This is a genomic window from Escherichia sp. WS1451 (assembly GCF_046487365.1).
Taxonomy (GTDB): Bacteria; Pseudomonadota; Gammaproteobacteria; order Enterobacterales; family Enterobacteriaceae; genus Escherichia; species Escherichia coli.
This window is the reverse complement of sequence record NZ_JBJQJP010000010.1, coordinates 87,122-107,123: the sequence shown is the minus strand read 5'-3', so window position 1 is coordinate 107,123 and position 20,002 is coordinate 87,122. Positions and strand designations below refer to the sequence as shown.

Annotated in this window: 13 protein-coding genes; 5 read left to right on the top strand and 8 right to left on the bottom strand. The window is 52.2% G+C overall.

What is annotated here, in order from left to right:
• Nucleotides 1–23 precede the first annotated feature (23 nt).
• A complete protein-coding gene (gene hpt, locus ACJHX7_RS14390) occupies nucleotides 24–560 on the bottom strand; it encodes a hypoxanthine phosphoribosyltransferase (RefSeq protein WP_000683335.1) in 537 nt (178 codons plus the stop codon).
• A 205-nt stretch (nucleotides 561–765) separates the two neighbouring features.
• Here hpt and gcd point away from each other — a divergent pair, with 205 nt between their 5' ends.
• A complete protein-coding gene (gcd, locus tag ACJHX7_RS14385; protein WP_001306211.1) occupies nucleotides 766–3,156 on the top strand; it encodes a quinoprotein glucose dehydrogenase in 2,391 nt (796 codons plus the stop codon).
• A gap of 46 nt (nucleotides 3,157–3,202) precedes the next feature.
• Here the strand turns inward: gcd and cueO are convergent, their stop codons facing one another.
• Nucleotides 3,203–4,753: a multicopper oxidase CueO gene (gene cueO, locus ACJHX7_RS14380; RefSeq protein WP_001561425.1), complete on the bottom strand. Its 1,551-nt coding sequence runs from the start codon at nucleotides 4,751–4,753 to the stop codon at nucleotides 3,203–3,205.
• A gap of 165 nt (nucleotides 4,754–4,918) precedes the next feature.
• On the opposite strand from cueO, the gene ACJHX7_RS14375 reads away from it, so the two are divergent.
• From ACJHX7_RS14375 to speD, 3 genes are all read left to right on the top strand, one after another.
• Complete coding sequence (locus ACJHX7_RS14375; RefSeq protein ID WP_001295568.1) at nucleotides 4,919–5,266, top strand: YacC family pilotin-like protein; 348 nt, start codon at nucleotides 4,919–4,921, stop codon at nucleotides 5,264–5,266.
• A 105-nt stretch (nucleotides 5,267–5,371) separates the two neighbouring features.
• Entirely contained in the window at nucleotides 5,372–6,238 is an 867-nt protein-coding gene (gene speE / locus ACJHX7_RS14370) for a polyamine aminopropyltransferase (protein WP_000818414.1), read from the top strand.
• A gap of 15 nt (nucleotides 6,239–6,253) precedes the next feature.
• Nucleotides 6,254–7,048 carry an adenosylmethionine decarboxylase gene (gene speD, locus ACJHX7_RS14365; protein ID WP_000734287.1) on the top strand — a complete coding sequence of 265 codons (795 nt, stop codon included), beginning with the start codon at nucleotides 6,254–6,256 and terminating at the stop codon, nucleotides 7,046–7,048.
• Nucleotides 7,049–7,085: 37 nt separating this feature from the next.
• On the opposite strand, the gene yacL is transcribed toward speD, so the two are convergent.
• Complete coding sequence (gene yacL / locus ACJHX7_RS14360) at nucleotides 7,086–7,448, bottom strand: protein YacL (protein ID WP_000384306.1); 363 nt, start codon at nucleotides 7,446–7,448, stop codon at nucleotides 7,086–7,088.
• Between the two features lie 196 nt (nucleotides 7,449–7,644).
• Nucleotides 7,645–10,242: a bifunctional aconitate hydratase 2/2-methylisocitrate dehydratase gene (acnB, locus tag ACJHX7_RS14355; RefSeq protein WP_094030006.1), complete on the bottom strand. Its 2,598-nt coding sequence runs from the start codon at nucleotides 10,240–10,242 to the stop codon at nucleotides 7,645–7,647.
• A 354-nt stretch (nucleotides 10,243–10,596) separates the two neighbouring features.
• Between acnB and ACJHX7_RS14350 the strand changes: the two genes are divergently transcribed.
• Entirely contained in the window at nucleotides 10,597–12,450 is a 1,854-nt protein-coding gene (locus ACJHX7_RS14350) for a DUF3300 domain-containing protein (RefSeq protein ID WP_094030007.1), read from the top strand.
• A gap of 70 nt (nucleotides 12,451–12,520) precedes the next feature.
• Here ACJHX7_RS14350 and lpdA read toward each other — a convergent pair whose 3' ends face one another.
• The 4 genes from lpdA to pdhR all read right to left on the bottom strand — a co-directional run bounded on the left by lpdA (nucleotide 12,521) and on the right by pdhR (nucleotide 19,648).
• The gene (lpdA, locus tag ACJHX7_RS14345) at nucleotides 12,521–13,945 is read right to left on the bottom strand and encodes a dihydrolipoyl dehydrogenase (protein ID WP_000102485.1); all 1,425 of its coding nucleotides are present in this window, start codon (nucleotides 13,943–13,945) and stop codon (nucleotides 12,521–12,523) included.
• A gap of 207 nt (nucleotides 13,946–14,152) precedes the next feature.
• Nucleotides 14,153–16,045: a pyruvate dehydrogenase complex dihydrolipoyllysine-residue acetyltransferase gene (aceF, locus tag ACJHX7_RS14340; protein ID WP_001570939.1), complete on the bottom strand. Its 1,893-nt coding sequence runs from the start codon at nucleotides 16,043–16,045 to the stop codon at nucleotides 14,153–14,155.
• 14 nt (nucleotides 16,046–16,059) lie between these two features.
• A complete protein-coding gene (gene aceE / locus ACJHX7_RS14335; protein WP_000003820.1) occupies nucleotides 16,060–18,723 on the bottom strand; it encodes a pyruvate dehydrogenase (acetyl-transferring), homodimeric type in 2,664 nt (887 codons plus the stop codon).
• 160 nt (nucleotides 18,724–18,883) lie between these two features.
• Entirely contained in the window at nucleotides 18,884–19,648 is a 765-nt protein-coding gene (pdhR, locus tag ACJHX7_RS14330) for a pyruvate dehydrogenase complex transcriptional repressor PdhR (protein ID WP_000331776.1), read from the bottom strand.
• Nucleotides 19,649–20,002 lie beyond the last annotated feature (354 nt).

Genomic DNA, 20,002 nt, shown 5'->3' with positions numbered 1-20,002 from the left:
CAACACATCCGGCAACTTCACACTTACTCGTCCAGCAGAATCACTTTGCCGATATACGGCAGATGACGGTAACGCTGTGCGTAATCAATGCCGTAACCCACCACAAACTCATCCGGGATCGAGAAACCGATAAATTCTACCGGGACGTTCACTTCACGACGGGACGGTTTATCCAGCAGCGTACAAATCGCCAGCGACTTCGGTTCGCGCAGGCTTAAGATCTCACGCACTTTCGACAGTGTATTACCCGAATCGATGATATCTTCAACAATCAGCACGTCCTTGCCACGGATATCTTCATCCAGATCTTTGAGGATTTTCACATCACGGGTGGTGGACATGCCGCTACCGTAGCTGGAGGCGGTCATAAAATCGACTTCATGAGATACCTGAACTTCACGGCACAGGTCCGCCATAAACATAAATGAGCCACGCAGCAGACCCACCAGCACCATATCGCTGCCGCTGTCTTTGTAACGCTCAGTAATCTGACGACCCAGTTCGGCGATACGCGCTTTAATCTCCGCTTCGGGGATCATTACTTCTACAGTATGTTTCATATCTCTAACCATATGATTTAAAAACAAATCACTTCGCACGGGCAGGTTTTGGCACCGCAACAAAGCGCAAGACACGCAGTATACCAGTAAAACTATTCATTCGCGGAATCTGTTAATAAAGCTCAAATTGTGATGACGATCACACATGTTAAAACCTATAATTAATTGCTACTAAAATATTAATGAATTGAAATGGTGTCTCTTTATGGCAATTAACAATACAGGCTCGCGACGATTACTCGTCACGCTAACAGCCCTTTTTGCAGCACTTTGCGGGCTGTATCTACTCATTGGCGGAGGCTGGCTGGTCGCGATTGGCGGCTCTTGGTACTACCCTATCGCTGGCCTTGTGATGCTCGGCGTCGCCTGGATGCTGTGGCGCAGTAAACGCGCTGCGCTTTGGCTATACGCAGCCCTGCTGCTCGGCACCATGATTTGGGGCGTCTGGGAAGTTGGTTTCGACTTCTGGGCGCTGACTCCGCGCAGCGACATTCTGGTCTTCTTCGGCATCTGGCTGATCCTGCCGTTTGTCTGGCGTCGCCTGGTCATTCCTGCCAGCGGCGCAGTTGCCGCACTGGTGGTGGCATTGCTGATTAGTGGCGGAATCCTCACCTGGGCGGGATTTAACGATCCGCAGGAAATCAACGGCACCTTAAGCGCCGATGCCACACCTGCCGAAGCTATCTCACCGGTTGCCGATCAGGACTGGCCTGCCTATGGTCGCAATCAGGAAGGTCAACGCTTTTCACCTCTGAAACAAATTAACGCCGATAACGTTCACAATCTGAAAGAAGCCTGGGTGTTCCGCACAGGCGATGTGAAGCAGCCGAACGATCCGGGCGAAATCACCAATGAAGTGACGCCAATTAAAGTGGGCGACACCCTTTACCTGTGTACCGCGCACCAACGTCTGTTTGCGCTCGATGCCGCCAGCGGCAAAGAGAAATGGCATTACGATCCTGAGCTGAAAACCAACGAGTCCTTCCAGCATGTAACCTGCCGTGGTGTCTCTTATCATGAAGCCAAAGCAGAAACGGCCTCGCCAGAAGTGATGGCGGATTGCCCGCGTCGTATCATTCTTCCGGTCAATGATGGTCGCCTGATTGCAATTAACGCTGAAAACGGCAAGCTGTGCGAAACCTTCGCCAATAAAGGCGTGCTCAATCTGCAAAGCAATATGCCGGACACCAAACCGGGTCTGTATGAGCCGACTTCGCCGCCGATTATCACCGATAAAACCATCGTGATGGCCGGTTCAGTCACCGACAACTTCTCAACCCGCGAAACGTCTGGCGTGATCCGTGGTTTTGATGTCAACACCGGGGAGCTGTTGTGGGCTTTTGATCCGGGCGCGAAAGATCCGAACGCAATCCCGTCTGACGAACACACCTTTACCTTTAACTCACCAAACTCGTGGGCACCAGCGGCCTATGACGCGAAGCTGGATCTGGTCTATCTGCCGATGGGCGTGACCACGCCGGATATCTGGGGCGGTAACCGCACACCGGAACAGGAACGTTATGCCAGCTCGATTCTGGCGCTGAATGCCACTACCGGGAAACTGGCGTGGAGCTACCAGACCGTTCACCACGACCTGTGGGATATGGATCTTCCGGCACAGCCGACGCTGGCGGACATCACCGTTAATGGTCAGAAAGTGCCAGTCATTTATGCTCCGGCGAAAACCGGCAACATTTTTGTGCTCGATCGTCGTAATGGCGAACTGGTGGTTCCTGCACCGGAAAAACCGGTTCCCCAAGGTGCTGCCAAAGGCGATTACGTAACCCCAACTCAACCGTTTTCTGAACTGAGCTTCCGTCCGACGAAAGATTTGAGCGGTGCGGATATGTGGGGAGCCACCATGTTTGACCAGCTGGTGTGCCGCGTGATGTTCCACCAGATGCGCTATGAAGGCATTTTCACCCCGCCATCTGAACAGGGTACGCTGGTCTTCCCGGGTAACCTGGGGATGTTCGAATGGGGCGGGATTTCCGTTGATCCGAATCGTGAAGTGGCGATTGCCAACCCAATGGCACTGCCGTTTGTTTCGAAACTGATCCCACGCGGTCCTGGTAACCCGATGGAACAGCCGAAAGATGCCAAAGGCACGGGTACGGAATCCGGCATTCAGCCACAGTACGGTGTACCGTATGGTGTCACACTCAACCCGTTCCTCTCACCGTTTGGCCTGCCATGTAAACAGCCAGCATGGGGCTATATCTCGGCATTGGATCTGAAAACCAATGAAGTGGTGTGGAAGAAACGTATTGGTACGCCGCAGGACAGTATGCCATTCCCGATGCCTGTACCGGTGCCGTTCAATATGGGTATGCCGATGCTGGGCGGGCCAATCTCCACAGCGGGTAACGTACTGTTTATCGCCGCTACGGCAGATAACTACCTGCGCGCTTACAACATGAGCAACGGTGAAAAACTGTGGCAGGGCCGTTTACCAGCGGGTGGTCAGGCTACGCCAATGACCTATGAAGTGAATGGCAAGCAGTATGTGGTGATCTCCGCAGGCGGTCACGGTTCATTTGGTACGAAGATGGGCGACTATATTGTGGCTTATGCGCTGCCAGATGATGTGAAGTAATCATAATGCCCGGAGAGATCCGGGCATATTTCTGAATACGGTCTTTTTATACCGTAAACCCTAACATCATCCCCGTATCTTCATGCTCCAGCAAATGGCAGTGCGCCATATAAGCATGTTCTTTCGGTGCATCGTGATTAAACTTCACCAGCACTTCGCTGACATTACCTTCTACCTTAACGGTATCTTTCCAGCCTGCGCGATGCGTCGCTGGCGGTTTGCCATTTTCTGACAAGATACGGAACTGCGTACCGTGGATATGGAACGGATGCAGCATCATGTCGCCCACGCCAGAGATAACCCAACGTTCGTATTGCCCTTTCGCCGCCGCAAACATCGGCTTGTTCATATCAAACGCCTGACCGTTGATTTTATTGGCATGGTGGAAATCGAACTTCCCGCCGTGGTTCATATGATTCATATTGCCGTGCCCCATATGGCCCATCATCTGGCTGTGATCCATCCCGGCCATCGCCTGATCGCCATATTTCTCCATCAGCATCTGCATACCCATCATATCGAGCATTGGGTCCATAGAAAGTTGCAGCTTGCGTACCGTCAGCCCTTCCAGCGAAGGTAACGCAGGCAGGCTACTTAATGTGTCTGGCAAAGCACCAGAGGCACTAATGGCAATCGGCTGAATCCGCATTACCGGATGCGGCTTGTCAAACGGCGCAATCGCCATCCCCATCTGGCTGACCGGCAGCGTCACCAGGTCAAAGGGTTTGTTGTCGTTAACTTCCACCAGCACTTCAAAACGCTCGCCCATCAGCACTGGCAGCTCGTTCACCTTCACCGGTTCAGGTAGCAGACCACCGTCGCTGGCAATCACATACAGCGGGCGATTGTCGCTGGTGGCGAAATTAAGCGAGCGGGCATTACAGCCATTGAGCAAACGCAGGCGAAGCCAGCCACGCGGGGCAGCGTGTTGCGGGTAGATTACACCGTTGGTCAGCAACGTATCGCCAAACCAACCCACAGCGGCGGTCATCACATCCAGTTGATAATCAATCTGCCCGTCAGCGTTAAATTTTTTATCCTGAACAATCACCGGGACATCATCAATACCCCACTGTTTTGGCAGCATTAATTTCAGGATCTCGTCATCTTCAATCACCACCAAACCAGCCAGCCCCATCGCCACCTGTCGCCCGGTCTTGCCATGTTGATGTGGATGGAACCAGCAGGTAGCGGCAGGTTGATCAACGTTCAACGTCACCGAGCGCTTGCCACCTGGCGGAATAATTCCCTGCGGGCCGCCGTCGACTTCACCCGGTACTTCCAGCCCGTGCCAATGCAACGTTGTCTCTTCCGTCAGTTGGTTGTAGATATCAACCGTTACTGCTTTGCCGCGCTGTAATTTCACCGCCGGCCCCAGCAGATTGCCGTTATAGCCCCAGGTAGTTGCAGTTTTCCCGCCAAAGGTGGACTGGCCTGCGCCAATAGTTAACTGAATGCGATTACGGGCATCGGTCGTGAGCAAATCAGGGATCGGTAACGTTGGGCGTTCTGCCGCAAATACTGCGCGGCTCCACAGCGGCAAAGCCGAAGCCACACCCAGCGCGACGGAATATTTTAAGAAATCACGACGTTGCATAGTTATTTCCTTATTCTTAAGCAGGCGAAACAAAATCAAACGTTGAGCATAGTCCTTCCCCTTACGGGAAGGTCAAGCCGCAGACACAATTTAATCGACAATAATGGTCGTCGCCTCGCTCGCAGTGTGCTAACGTTTATCTTCTTTAAGCCCCTGGTAGAAGCAATGAAGACGTTTTTCAGAACAGTGTTATTCGGCAGCCTGATGGCCGTCTGCGCAAACAGTTACGCGCTCAGCGAGTCTGAAGCCGAAGATATGGCCGATTTAACGGCAGTTTTTGTTTTTCTGAAGAACGATTGTGGTTACCAGAACTTACCTAACGGGCAAATTCGTCGCGCACTGGTCTTTTTTGCCCAGCAAAACCAGTGGGATCTCAGTAATTACGACACCTTCGACATGAAAGCCCTCGGTGAAGACAGCTACCGCGATCTCAGCGGCATTGGCATTCCCGTCGCTAAAAAGTGCAAAGCCCTGGCTCGCGATTCCTTAAGCCTGCTTGCCTACGTCAAATAATCCCTGATACCTTTTTGTAGAAATATTGACCGTGCATCCGCGGTCAATGTTAGCTATTATGTTGCGCCCTTTTTTTACGGGTGTTAACAAAGGAGGTATCAACCCATGGCCGAAAAAAAACAGTGGCATGAAACGCTACACGACCAGTTTGGGCAGTACTTTGCGGTAGATAACGTTCTGTATCATGAAAAGACCGATCACCAGGATCTGATCATTTTTGAGAACGCTGCATTTGGTCGCGTAATGGCGCTGGATGGCGTAGTACAAACCACCGAGCGCGACGAGTTTATCTATCATGAGATGATGACCCATGTTCCGCTACTGGCCCACGGTCACGCGAAACATGTGCTGATTATCGGCGGCGGCGACGGTGCCATGCTGCGTGAAGTAACCCGACATAAAAACGTTGAGTCAATCACGATGGTGGAAATCGATGCGGGTGTCGTATCGTTCTGCCGTCAGTATCTGCCCAACCATAACGCCGGTAGCTACGACGATCCGCGCTTTAAGCTGGTGATCGACGATGGCGTCAATTTCGTTAATCAAACCAGCCAGACCTTTGATGTCATTATCTCCGACTGCACCGATCCTATCGGTCCCGGCGAAAGTCTGTTCACCTCAGCATTTTATGAAGGCTGCAAACGTTGCCTGAATCCTGGCGGTATCTTCGTCGCACAAAACGGCGTCTGCTTTTTACAGCAGGAAGAGGCCATCGACAGTCATCGCAAACTCAGCCATTACTTCAGCGATGTTGGCTTTTATCAGGCGGCAATCCCAACTTATTACGGCGGCATCATGACCTTTGCATGGGCAACAGATAACGACGCCTTACGCCATCTCTCAACCGAAATTATTCAGGCGCGTTTTCTCGCCTCTGGCCTGAAATGCCGTTATTACAATCCGGCAGTCCATACGGCAGCTTTTGCCTTACCTCAGTATCTGCAAGACGCACTGGCTTCACAGCCGTCCTAAGGAGAAGATAAGAAATTGAAAAAACTGAAACTGCATGGCTTTAATAATCTGACCAAAAGTCTGAGTTTTTGTATTTACGATATCTGCTACGCCAAAACTGCCGAAGAACGCGACGGTTATATTGCTTATATCGATGAACTCTATAATGCCAACCGTCTGACCGAAATCCTGTCAGAAACCTGTTCCATTATCGGGGCCAATATTCTTAACATCGCCCGCCAGGATTACGAACCACAGGGTGCCAGCGTCACTATTCTGGTGAGTGAAGAACCGGTTGACCCGAAACTCATCGACAAAACAGAACATCCCGGCCCACTGCCAGAAACGGTCGTTGCCCATCTCGATAAAAGTCATATTTGCGTACATACCTACCCGGAAAGTCATCCTGAAGGCGGTTTATGTACCTTCCGCGCCGATATTGAAGTCTCTACCTGCGGCGTGATTTCTCCGCTGAAGGCGCTGAATTACCTGATCCACCAGCTTGAGTCCGATATCGTAACCATTGATTATCGCGTGCGCGGTTTTACTCGCGACATTAACGGTATGAAGCACTTTATCGACCATGAAATTAATTCGATTCAGAACTTTATGTCTGACGATATGAAGGCGCTGTATGACATGGTGGATGTAAACGTCTATCAGGAAAATATCTTCCATACCAAGATGTTGCTTAAAGAGTTCGACCTTAAGCACTACATGTTCCACACCAAACCGGAAGATTTAACCGACAGCGAGCGCCAGGAAATTACCGCTGCGCTGTGGAAAGAAATGCGCGAGATTTATTACGGGCGCAATATGCCCGCTGTTTAACGTCTCAGGCGGAGCACGGAGGCTCCGCCTGATTTACTTACTTCTGCTGCACGAAATTACGGTAAGCCGCCACCACCTGAAGAAAATCCTCAACGCCACACAGCGACAAGCTCTCTTCATCGTAGTAGTTCATCCCCTCTTCCATTTCATCGCCAGCGAATTCCAGTTGATTGGCGCGAACCATCACCTCTTCACCGTCCATCCACAGAGTGTATTCATGCCCTGCCCGTTGCCAGGATCGTTCACTACCTTTCAATGCGTGCGCCGCTTGTTCCACTTCATCAAGCAAGGCCAGGTTTTCTTTCACCTCTTCATTAAACCAGTGCCCGACCACTTCATGCCCCATGGACATGCGCACCTTTACCACTCCGGTAATATCGCGCAGAAATTCGTAATCCATAGTGTGTTCCTCTGCTCCCGGCAATGCGCCATTACTGCATTGCACCTTAGGTTTAATTATCGCAGCACTATGCAAGATTAAAAGGTGGAAAAGGATAAGGAATAAAAATAAACCCCCTTTCCTTGAGCAGAAAGGGGGTTTAAAGAAGTGTTACTTGTCAGGTATTCAGGAGAACACCTGAGCTATTTTCAGGCTGTTACACCGCAGTCTGGAAAATCACCCCGTCCGCTTTTTCGGTGTACTGAGAAAGCTGGTCGAAGTTCAGATAACGGTAAGTATCAACGGCAGTTTTATCTACTTGCGCCACGTAGGTCTGGTACTCTTCCGGCGTCGGCAGTTTGCCAATCAGCGCCGCAACAGCAGCCAGTTCCGCAGAAGCCAGGAAGACATTCGCGCCAGTACCCAAACGGTTCGGGAAGTTACGGGTAGAGGTGGAAACCACCGTCGCACCGTCTGCTACACGCGCCTGGTTACCCATACACAGGGAACAGCCAGGGATCTCGATACGCGCACCACTCTTACCGAAGACGCTGTAGTAGCCTTCTTCGGTCAGTTGCGCAGCGTCCATACGCGTTGGCGGTGCCACCCACAGGCGGGTCGGCAGTTGACCTTTGTGCGCATCCAGCAGTTTACCAGCAGCACGGAAGTGACCGATGTTAGTCATGCAAGATCCGATAAATACTTCGTCGATCTTCTCGCCCTGTACCGCAGACAGCGGACGTGCGTCGTCCGGGTCATTCGGTGCACAGAGGATTGGCTCTTTAATATCCGCCAGATCGATGTCGATCACTGCCGCGTATTCCGCATCTGCATCGGCTTCCAGCAGCTCAGGATTCGCCAGCCATTTTTCCATGCCCTGAATACGGCGTTCCAGGGTACGACGATCGCCGTAACCTTCCGCGATCATCCACTTCAGCAGGACGATGTTAGAGTTCAGGTATTCAATGATCGGCTCTTTGTTCAGCTTGATGGTACAACCGGCAGCAGAACGCTCGGCGGACGCATCGGTCAGCTCAAAGGCCTGCTCAACTTTCAGATCCGGCAGACCTTCAATTTCCAGAATGCGACCAGAGAAGATGTTTTTCTTGCCTTTCTTCTCAACGGTCAGCAGACCTTGTTTGATTGCATACAGCGGAATGGCGTGAACCAGGTCGCGCAGGGTGATGCCCGGCTGCATTTTGCCTTTGAAGCGCACCAGAACGGATTCCGGCATATCCAGCGGCATTACGCCTGTTGCGGCTGCAAATGCCACCAGACCAGAACCCGCCGGGAAAGAGATACCGATCGGGAAACGGGTATGGGAGTCACCGCCAGTACCGACGGTATCCGGCAGCAGCATACGGTTCAGCCAGGAGTGGATTACGCCGTCACCCGGACGCAGCGACACACCGCCACGGTTCATAATGAAGTCCGGCAGCGTGTGGTGAGTGTTAACGTCAACCGGTTTCGGATACGCCGCGGTGTGGCAGAAAGACTGCATCACCAGGTCAGCCGAGAAGCCCAGGCACGCCAGGTCTTTCAGTTCATCACGGGTCATCGGGCCGGTGGTGTCCTGTGAACCTACAGAAGTCATTTTCGGTTCGCAGTACGCGCCCGGACGAATGCCTTTCACGCCGCAGGCACGACCTACCATTTTCTGCGCCAGCGAGAAGCCGCGGTCGCTCTCAGCGACATCTTTCGCCTGACGGAACACATCGCTGTGCGGCAGACCAAGTGCTTCACGCGCTTTGGTGGTCAGGCCACGCCCGATAATCAGCGGAATACGACCACCGGCACGCACTTCATCAATCAGCACGTCGGTTTTCAGTTCGAAGGTCGCCAGCAGTTCGCCGGTTTCGTGGTTACGCACTTCACCTTTGTACGGGTAAACGTCAATTACGTCACCCATGTTCAGGTTAGAGACGTCCACTTCAATTGGCAGTGCACCCGCATCTTCCATCGTGTTAAAGAAGATGGGTGCAATTTTACCGCCGAGGCACAAACCACCGCCGCGTTTGTTCGGCACATGTGGAATATCATCGCCCATAAACCACAGCACGGAGTTCGTGGCGGATTTACGCGATGAACCCGTACCCACAACGTCACCGACGTACGCCAGCGGGAAACCTTTCTGTTGCAGAGCTTCAATCTGTTTGATCGGACCAACAACACCAGGCTGATCTGGCTCAATACCTTCACGGGCGTTTTTCAGCATCGCCAGCGCGTGCAGTGGGATATCCGGGCGTGACCACGCATCCGGTGCCGGAGAAAGGTCATCGGTGTTGGTTTCGCCTGTGACTTTGAAGACGGTAACGGTCAGTTTTTCAGCCAGTGCCGGGCGATTCAGGAACCATTCGGCATCTGCCCAGGACTGCATTACCTGCTTCGCATATTCGTTACCTGCTTTCGCTTTCTCTTCTACGTCATAGAAGTTATCGAACATCAGCAGCGTGTGAGAAAGTGCTTTGGCAGCGATCGGTGCCAGTTTGACATCATCCAGCGCGTCGATCAGCGGATGAATGTTGTAACCACCCTGCATGGTGCCCAGCAGTTCGATGGCTTTTTCCGGAGTCAGCAGTGGGGATTTAGCTTCGCCTTTGGCGACAGCAGCCAGGAAGCCTGCTTTGACATAGGCGGCTTCATCGACGCCAGGGGGAACACGGTTGGTTAACAGATCTAACAGGAATTCTTCTTCGCCCGCGGGCGGGTTTTTCAGCAGCTCTACAAGTGCGGCCATTTGGTTTGCATCCAGGGGTTTGGGCGCAATCCCCTCAGCGGCACGCTCAGCTACGTGCTTACGGTATTCTTCTAGCACGACGGTTCTCCTCGCTCTCATTGTCATAGTGCGGCAGGCGATTCTCTTCACGCTCCTGTGAGACAGCAGTTTGTAGGGTAAATGCCCAGTACCGCAACGGGCAGAATAGCAGGATTTTGACGATGTGTTAATCTGTTTACAAAAAAGCAACATAAAAAAGTGGCTGAATCGTTAAGGATAGTCTAGAGAATGTTTCCTTCCGTAAAAACTTCGTTAATTCGCATGGTGATAATCACCTTTCTCAACGAATCCCAAGATTAGTCAAAATTTAAACTACGGCCTCTTTATACTCGGATTCACAGCACCTGCGGGTGGCAGTTCGCCGACCATTGCGATTTCCTTGAGATCCGAATTATGAAAATGACTTTGCCGTTTAAACCCCATGTGCTGGCGCTAATTTGCAGTGCCGGGCTTTGTGCCGCCTCTGCCGGGCTATATATAAAAAGCCGCACAGTGGAAGCGCCTGTGGAATCGCAATCGACACAACAGACTGCGCCTGACATCTCCGCAGTTACGCTTCCTGCAACGGTTTCCGCGCCTCCCGTAACGCCTGCCGTCGTCAAATCTACATTCAGCACTGCACAAATCGATCAATGGGTCGCGCCCGTCGCGCTGTACCCCGACTCTCTGCTTTCACAAGTGTTAATGGCATCAACCTATCCGGCAAACGTTGCTCAAGCAGTGCAATGGTCGCACGATAATCCACTTAAACAAGGCGATGCTGCTATTCAGGCGGTATCTGGCCAGCCGTGGGACGCCAGCGTCAAATCACTGGTGGCCTTTCCACAATTGATGGCATTGATGGGCGAAAACCCGCAATGGGTGCAAAACCTGGGCGATGCTTTTCTGGCGCAGCCGCAGGACGTGATGGACTCGGTACAACGATTGCGGCAACTGGCGCAACAAACCGGTTCGCTAAAGTCATCAACTGAACAAAAGATCATCACGACAACGAAAAAAGTCGTACCGGTAAATCAGCCCGCCAACGCCCCTGCTACACAATCAAATACCGTTTCTACGTCCAGCCCCGTCGTCGCAGAACCTGCACCGACCGTAATAACCATTGAGCCAGCCAATCCGGATGTGGTTTATATTCCGAACTACAACCCAAACGTGGTTTACGGCAGTTGGGCCAATACCGCTTATCCGCCAGTTTATCTGCCGCCGCCAGCCGGAGAACCGTTTGTTGACAGCTTTGTGCGCGGATTCGGCTATAGCATGGGCGTTGCTACCACATACGCACTATTCAGCAGCATCGACTGGGACGACGACGATCATGACCATCATCATCATGACGATGATGATTATCATCACCACGATGGCGGTCATCGTGACGGTAATGACTGGCAACACAACGGCGACAACATCAATATCGACGTCAACAATTTCAACCGTATCACCGGTGAGCATCTTACTGATAAGAATATGGCATGGCGGCACAATCCAAACTACCGTGATGGTGTGCCCTATCATGATCAGGATATGGCAAAGCGGTTTCACCAAACCGATGTCAACGGCGGCATGAGCGCCACGCAGTTACCTGCTCTATCGCGCGACAGTCAGCGTCAGGCAGCAGCAAGTCAGTTTCAGCAACGAACACACACTGCGCCAGTCATTACGCGAGATACTCAACGTCAGGCTGCGGCACAGCGATTTAATGAAGCGGAACATTATGGGAGCTATGACGACTTCCGCGAGTTCAGCCGTCGCCAACCACTGACCCAGCAACAAAAGGACGCTGCTCGTCAGCGTTATCAGTCGGCCTCTCCTGAGCAGCGCCAGGCAGTCCGCGAGAAAATGCAGACTAACCCGCAGAACCAGCAGCGAAGAGACGCAGCGCGTGAGCGTATTCAGTCCGCCTCGCCTGAGCAGCGCCAGGCGGTTCGCGAGAAAATGCAGACTAACCCGCAGAACCAGCAGCGAAGAGAGGCAGCGCGTGAGCGTATTCAGTCTGCAACTCCCGAACAGCGCCAGGTGTTTAAGGAAAAAGTACAGCAGCGCCCACTGAACCAACAGCAACGTGATAACGCCCGCCAGCGTATACAATCGGCATCACCTGAACAACGTCAGGTTTTTCGGGAGAAAGTTCAGGAGAGCCGCCCACAACGTCTAAACGACAGTAACCATACTGTCAGGCTGAATAACGAGCAACGGTCAGCAGTACGCGAACGTCTCTCTGAGCGCGGAGCAAGGCGACTGGAAAGGTAAATTACAGACGTAAAAAAAGCGGCGTGGTTAGCCGCTTTTTTAATTGCCAGATGTCCCGGCAAACGAAGAGTTACTTCTTCTTCGCTTTCGGGTTCGGCAGGTCAGTGATGCTACCTTCGAACACTTCTGCCGCCAGGCCCACAGACTCGTGCAGAGTCGGGTGCGCGTGGATGGTCAGTGCGATGTCTTCAGCATCACAACCCATTTCGATTGCCAGGCCGATTTCACCCAGCAGCTCGCCGCCGTTAGTACCGACAATCGCACCACCGATCACACGGTGAGATTCTTTGTCGAAAATCAGCTTGGTCATACCGTCTGCGCAGTCAGAAGCGATAGCTCGACCAGAAGCAGCCCACGGGAAGGTGGCGGTTTCGTAGCTGATGCCTTTCTCTTTCGCTTCTTTCTCAGTCAGACCCACCCATGCAACTTCTGGTTCGGTATAGGCGATAGACGGGATAACTTTCGGATCGAAGTAGTGTTTCTTACCGGCAATAACTTCAGCGGCAACATGACCTTCGTGAACACCTTTGTGTGCCAGCATCGGCTGACCGACGATATCGCCGATAGCAAAGATGTGCGGTACGTTGGTACGCAGCTGTTTGTCAACGCGGATGAAGCCACGGTCGTCCACTTCCACGCCAGCTTTGCCTGCGTCGAGGTTTTTACCGTTCGGCACACGACCAATCGCTACCAGCACGGCGTCGTAACGCTGCGGTTCAGCGGGTGCTTTTTTGCCTTCCATCGTCACATAAATACCGTCTTCTTTCGCTTCAACGGCGGTAACTTTGGTTTCCAGCATCAGGTTGAATTTCTTGCTGATACGCTTGGTGAAGACTTTAACGATGTCTTTATCAGCTGCCGGGATGACCTGGTCGAACATTTCAACCACGTCAATCTGTGAACCCAGCGCGTGGTATACGGTGCCCATTTCCAGACCGATGATACCGCCACCCATTACCAGCAGGCGTTCTGGTACTTCTTTCAGTTCCAGCGCGTCAGTGGAGTCCCAGATACGCGGATCTTCATGTGGAATAAACGGCAGTTGGATCGGGCGAGAACCCGCTGCAATGATCGCGTTGTCGAAGTTGATCACGGTTTTGCCGTTCTCACCTTCAACTTCCAGGGTGTTAGCCCCGGTAAATTTACCCAGACCGTTGACCACTTTGACTTTGCGGCCTTTCGCCATACCAGCCAGACCACCGGTCAGCTGATTGATCACTTTCTCTTTCCAGGTACGAATCTTGTCGATATCGGTTTTCGGTTCGCCGAAGACGATACCGTGTTCAGCCAGCGCTTTGGCTTCTTCGATAACTTTTGCTACGTGCAGCAGTGCTTTAGAAGGGATACAGCCGACGTTCAGGCAAACACCGCCAAGGGTGTTGTAACGTTCTACGATTACGGTTTCCAGACCTAAATCAGCGCAACGGAAGGCAGCGGAGTAACCTGCGGGGCCTGCCCCAAGTACCACGACCTGAGTTTTGATTTCAGTACTCATCATGACCTCTATATATTTATCTCCGGCGGGTCTGACGTTTTTTTTATGACGCCCATTATCCACCGGGTCGTTCTATCCGTCGGTATTTTACAAAATTGTTAACAATTTTTAAACAACAAACGGCAACCGATTTGTCTATTCGCTAATAACCTCAATACATTCATGAGATTACCAGAAAAAAGCCGGCCGTTGGGCCGGCTCTTTTACTTACATCACCAGACGGCGAATGTCAGACAGCGTGTTGTTAATGATGGTAATGAAACGGGCACCATCAGCACCGTCGATCACGCGGTGGTCGAAGGAGAGAGAAATCGGCAGCATCAGACGCGGCACGAACTCTTTACCATTCCACACCGGCTCCATCGCGGACTTGGAAACGCCGAGGATAGCCACTTCCGGCGCGTTCACAATCGGCGCGAAGTGGGTAGTACCCAGGCCGCCGATGCTGGAGATGGTGAAGCAACCGCCCTGCATTTCGCCCGCAGTCAGCTTACCGTCACGCGCTTTCTTAGAAATAGTCATCAGCTCGCGAGACAGCTCGATGATGCCTTTCTTGTTGACGTCTTTGAATACCGGAACAACCAGACCGTTCGGGGTATCCACCGCCACACCGATGTTGATGTATTTCTTCAGGGTCAGACGCTGACCGTCTTCCGACAGCGAACTGTTGAAGCGAGGCATCTGCTCAAGAGCTGCAGCAACGGCTTTCATGATGAAGACAACTGGGGTTATCTTCACATCCAGCTTACGTTTCGCCGCTTCTTCGTTCTGCTGTTTACGGAACGCTTCCAGCTCGGTGATATCGGTTTTGTCGAAGTGGGTAACATGCGGGATCATCACCCAGTTACGGCTCAGGTTCGCACCAGAAATTTTCTGGATACGGCCCAGTTCCACTTCTTCGATTTCACCAAACTTGCTGAAGTCTACCTTCGGCCACGGCAACATGCCCGGGATACCGCCGCCAGTCACCGCCGGAGCCGCTTCTGCACGTTTGATAGCTTCTTTCACGTAAGCCTGAACGTCTTCGCGCAGGATACGACCTTTACGGCCAGTGCCCTTCACTTTCGCCAGGTTAACGCCAAACTCGCGTGCCAGACGGCGGATCAGCGGAGTCGCGTGAACGTAAGCGTCGTTTTCAGCAAATTCAGATTTGCCTTCCGCTTTCGCAGCCGGAGCTGCTGCCGGAGCTTCAGCTTTTGCTGCCGGAGCCGGCGCTGCCGCTTCCTGTTTCGCAGGAGCTGCCGCAGGTGCTGCGCCTTCAACTTCGAAGATCATAATCAGCGAGCCAGTTTTCACTTTATCGCCAACGTTGACTTTCAGTTCCTTCACGACGCCTGCAAACGGAGCCGGGACTTCCATAGAAGCTTTATCGCCTTCTACGGTGATCAGTGACTGTTCAGCGGCAACTTTGTCGCCCACTTTCACCATCACTTCGGTCACTTCAACTTCGTCACCGCCGATATCCGGAACGTTAACGTCTTTCACGCCAGCTGCTGATGCAGGGGCCGCTGCCGGAGCTGCTTCCTGTTTAGCCGCCGGAGCTGCCGCGCCTGCTTCACCCGCGACTTCGAAGACCATAATCAGCGAGCCGGTAGACACTTTGTCACCCACGTTCACTTTGATCTCTTTCACGGTGCCAGCAAACGGAGCCGGAACTTCCATAGAAGCTTTATCGCCTTCTACGGTGATCAGCGACTGTTCAGCTTCAACTTTATCGCCAACTTTCACCAGGATTTCGGTCACTTCAACTTCGTCGCTGCCGATATCCGGAACATTAACGTCTTTTGCCGCCGCAGCCGCTGGTGCTGCTGCCGGAGCGGCTTCTTTCTTCTCTTCTGCCTGAGCAGGTGCAGCGTCAGCTGCACCGTCGGCGGAATCGAAAATCATAATCAGTGCGCCGGTCTGGGTTTTATCGCCAACAGAGACTTTGATCTCTTTAACGATACCCGCCTGCGGAGATGGTACTTCCATAGAGGCTTTGTCGCCTTCTACGGTGATCAGCGACTGTTCGGCTTCAACTTTGTCGCCCACTTTGACCAGGATCTCGGTGATTTCAACTTCATCAGCCCCGATGTCCGGTACTTTGATTTCGATAGCCATTATTCTTTTACCTCTTACGCCAGACGCGGGTTAACTTTATCTGCATCGATGTTGAATTTGGCGATTGCGTCAGCAACCACTTTCTTATCGATTTCGCCACGTTTAGCCAGTTCGCCCAGCGCCGCTACAACCACGTAGGAAGCATCAACTTCGAAGTGGTGACGCAGGTTCTCACGGCTGTCGGAACGACCGAAGCCATCAGTACCCAGTACGCGGTAGTCGTCAGCCGGTACGTAAGTACGGACCTGCTCAGCGAACAGTTTCATATAGTCGGTAGATGCCACTGCCGGAGCGTCGTTCATCACCTGAGCGATATACGGAACGCGCGGAGTTTCCAGCGGGTGCAGCATGTTCCAGCGTTCACAATCCTGACCATCACGCGCCAGTTCGGTGAAGGATGTCACGCTATAAACGTCAGAACCTACGCCGTAATCTTTCGCCAGGATCTCAGCTGCTTCACGGACGTGACGCAGGATAGAACCGGAGCCGAGCAGCTGAACTTTACCTTTGCTACCTTCAATGGTTTCGAGTTTGTAGATACCTTTACGGATACCTTCCTCAGCACCTTCCGGCATTGCCGGCATGTGGTAGTTTTCGTTCAGCGTAGTGATGTAGTAGTAAACGTTCTCTTGTTTTTCACCGTACATACGCTCCAGACCGTCATGCATGATGACAGCAACTTCGTAAGCGTAAGCCGGGTCGTAAGAGATACAGTTCGGGATAGTCAGCGACTGAATGTGGCTGTGACCATCTTCGTGCTGCAGACCTTCACCGTTCAGGGTGGTACGACCGGAAGTACCGCCGATCAGGAAGCCACGCGCTTGCTGGTCGCCAGCCGCCCAGCACAGATCGCCGATACGCTGGAAGCCGAACATCGAGTAATAGATGTAGAACGGAATCATCGGCAGATTGTTGGTGCTGTAAGAGGTCGCCGCTGCCAGCCAGGAACAACCTGCGCCCAGCTCGTTGATCCCTTCCTGCAGAATCTGACCTTTCTCGTCTTCTTTATAGTAAGCAACCTGCTCGCGGTCCTGCGGGGTGTACTGCTGACCGTTCGGGCTGTAAATACCAATCTGACGGAACAGACCTTCCATACCGAAAGTACGCGCTTCGTCGGCGATGATCGGTACCAGACGATCTTTGATCGACTTGTTCTTCAGCATTACGTTCAGGGCACGAACGAAAGCGATAGTGGTAGAGATCTCTTTGCTCTGCTCTTCCAGCAGCGCGCCGAAGTCTTGCAGGCTCGGCAGCTCAAGCTTCTCGGTGAAGTTCGGCTGACGGCTTGGCAAATAACCGTGCAGTTTCTGACGCTGCGCGTGCAGATAGGTATGCTCTTCAGAACCTTCCGGGAAGGTGATGTACGGCAGTTTTTCGATATCTGCATCAGACACCGGCACATTGAAACGGTCGCGGATGTGACGCACGCCGTCCATGTTCATTTTCTTAACCTGGTGCGCGATGTTTTTACCTTCAGCCGCGTCGCCCATGCCGTAACCTTTAATGGTATGAGCAAGGATTACTGTCGCTTTGCCTTTGGTTTCCTGCGCTTTCTTGAATGCAGCGTAGATTTTCTTCGGATCGTGACCGCCACGGTTCAGTGCCCAGATCTGCTCGTCAGTCCAGTCTGCAACCAGTGCTGCGGTTTCCGGATATTTACCGAAGAAGTGTTCACGAACGTACGCACCATCTTTCGATTTGAAGGTCTGGTAGTCGCCGTCAACGGTTTCGTTCATCAGCTGGATCAGTTTACCGCTGGTATCTTTACGCAGCAGTTCATCCCAACGGCTACCCCACATCACTTTGATCACGTTCCAGCCAGCACCTTCGAAGATGCCTTCCAGTTCGTTGATGATCTTGCCGTTACCGGTGACCGGGCCGTCAAGACGTTGCAGGTTACAGTTGATAACGAAGACCAGGTTATCCAGTTTTTCACGGGTTGCGATGGTGATCGCACCTTTGGATTCCGGTTCGTCCATTTCACCGTCGCCGAGGAATGCGTAAACGGTCTGTTTAGAGGTATCTTTCAGGCCACGGTGTTCCAGATATTTCAGGAATTTAGCCTGATAAATAGCACCAATCGGACCCAGACCCATAGATACAGTCGGGAACTGCCAGAATTCCGGCATCAGTTTCGGGTGCGGATAGGAAGAGAGGCCATTGCCGTGAACTTCCTGACGGAAGTTATCCAGCTGCTCCTGAGTCAGACGACCTTCCAGGAAAGCACGAGCGTAAACGCCTGGGGAGATGTGGCCCTGGAAGTAAACCAGGTCACCGCCATCCTGCTCGTTGCGTGCACGGAAGAAGTGGTTAAAGCACACATCATAAATGGTTGCGGAAGACTGGAAGGACGCCATGTGGCCGCCCAGTTCGAGGTCTTTTTTCGACGCACGCAGCACCGTCATGATGGCGTTCCAGCGGATAGCTGAACGAATACGGCGTTCCAGTTCCAGATTACCCGGATACTCCGGTTGTTCTTCAACGGGGATGGTGTTGATGTAGTTGCTGATACCGGTGCCTGCGGCTACGTTGACACCGCCTTTGCGGGCTTCAGCAAGCAGTTGGTCGATCAGATACTGAGCACGCTCAACACCTTCTTCACGGATGACCGATTCGATCGCCTGGAGCCAGTCGCGAGTTTCGATCGGATCCACGTCATTTGGGAAACGTTCTGACATGGGTTATTCCTTATCTATCTAATAACGTTGAGTTTTCTGGAACCTGTCCCATTGAACTCTCGCCGGAAAGCTCAATAAGACAGGTTCTACGTTTAGTTGCCGCGCTTTTATATGCGCTTGATTTACAACATCTTCTGGTTAATTTTTACCAGAAAAATCACTAATTCTTTCGTTGCTCCAGACGACGCAGAGAACGCTCACGGCGGCTTTCTTCACGGCTTCTGTCGAGCAAAATTTCTTCGATAAAGGCCAGATGGCGATGCGATGCTTCGCGCGCTTCTTCCGGCTTACCGGCCATAATCGCTTCAAATATGCGGGTGCGGTGACTACTCACCAGCGGCAGCATCTCGCGACGCGAATAGAGCAATTCGAAGTTCTGGCGGACATTCTGGGCCAACATCGGCTCCATACACCTTAGCAGATGAAGCAGAACCACATTGTGGGCCGCTTCAGTGACAGCAATCTGATACTGGAGTACGGCGTTTGATTCCGCGTCCAGATCGCCAGACTGCTGCGCCAGCTCTATGGCGTGGTGGAGTTCACGGATGCGTTCCTTGTCTTCATCGGTACTACGCAGCGCGGCGTAATAAGCGGCGATACCTTCCAGGGCGTGTCGTGTTTCGAGCAAGTCATACTGTGATTCAGGATGGTCGGAGAGCAGCTCCACCAGCGGATCGCTGAAGCTTTGCCATAGGCTGCTCTGGACAAAAGTGCCGCCACCCTGGCGACGAAGCAACAAACCCTTCGCTTCGAGACGTTGAATCGCCTCACGCAATGAGGGACGGGAGACGTCAAACTGTTTTGCCAGTTCGCGTTCCGGTGGGAGTTTTTCGCCCGGGCGGAGAGTGCCTTCGAGGATCAAAAACTCCAGTTGCTGCTCAATCACATCGGAGAGTTTTGGTTGGCGGATTTTGCTGTAGGCCATGAGTTCCTGTCTTAAGCCACTTGCCGAAGTCAATTGGTCTTACCAATTTCATGTCTGTGACGCTAAAGTAACAAAGTATTCACCTTATGTCCATACAGGTTTTGATTGAAATCATGAAACTGTGCACATTTTAACAACTTGACATATATAACGTTTCAAAGTTGTAACTATGCACAAATGTAGACTTTACGTAGGAAAGGGATTTTTTAACGATTATTAAACTATAAAAATCCGAATTGAACCGATTCACTTACCAATTTATCGATTTTTAATTCAAAAATAATGAATTTATATTCATTTTGTATGTTGAGGAGATTTGAGGCTGACCTTTACAAACGGTTCCTTTTTAAGCAA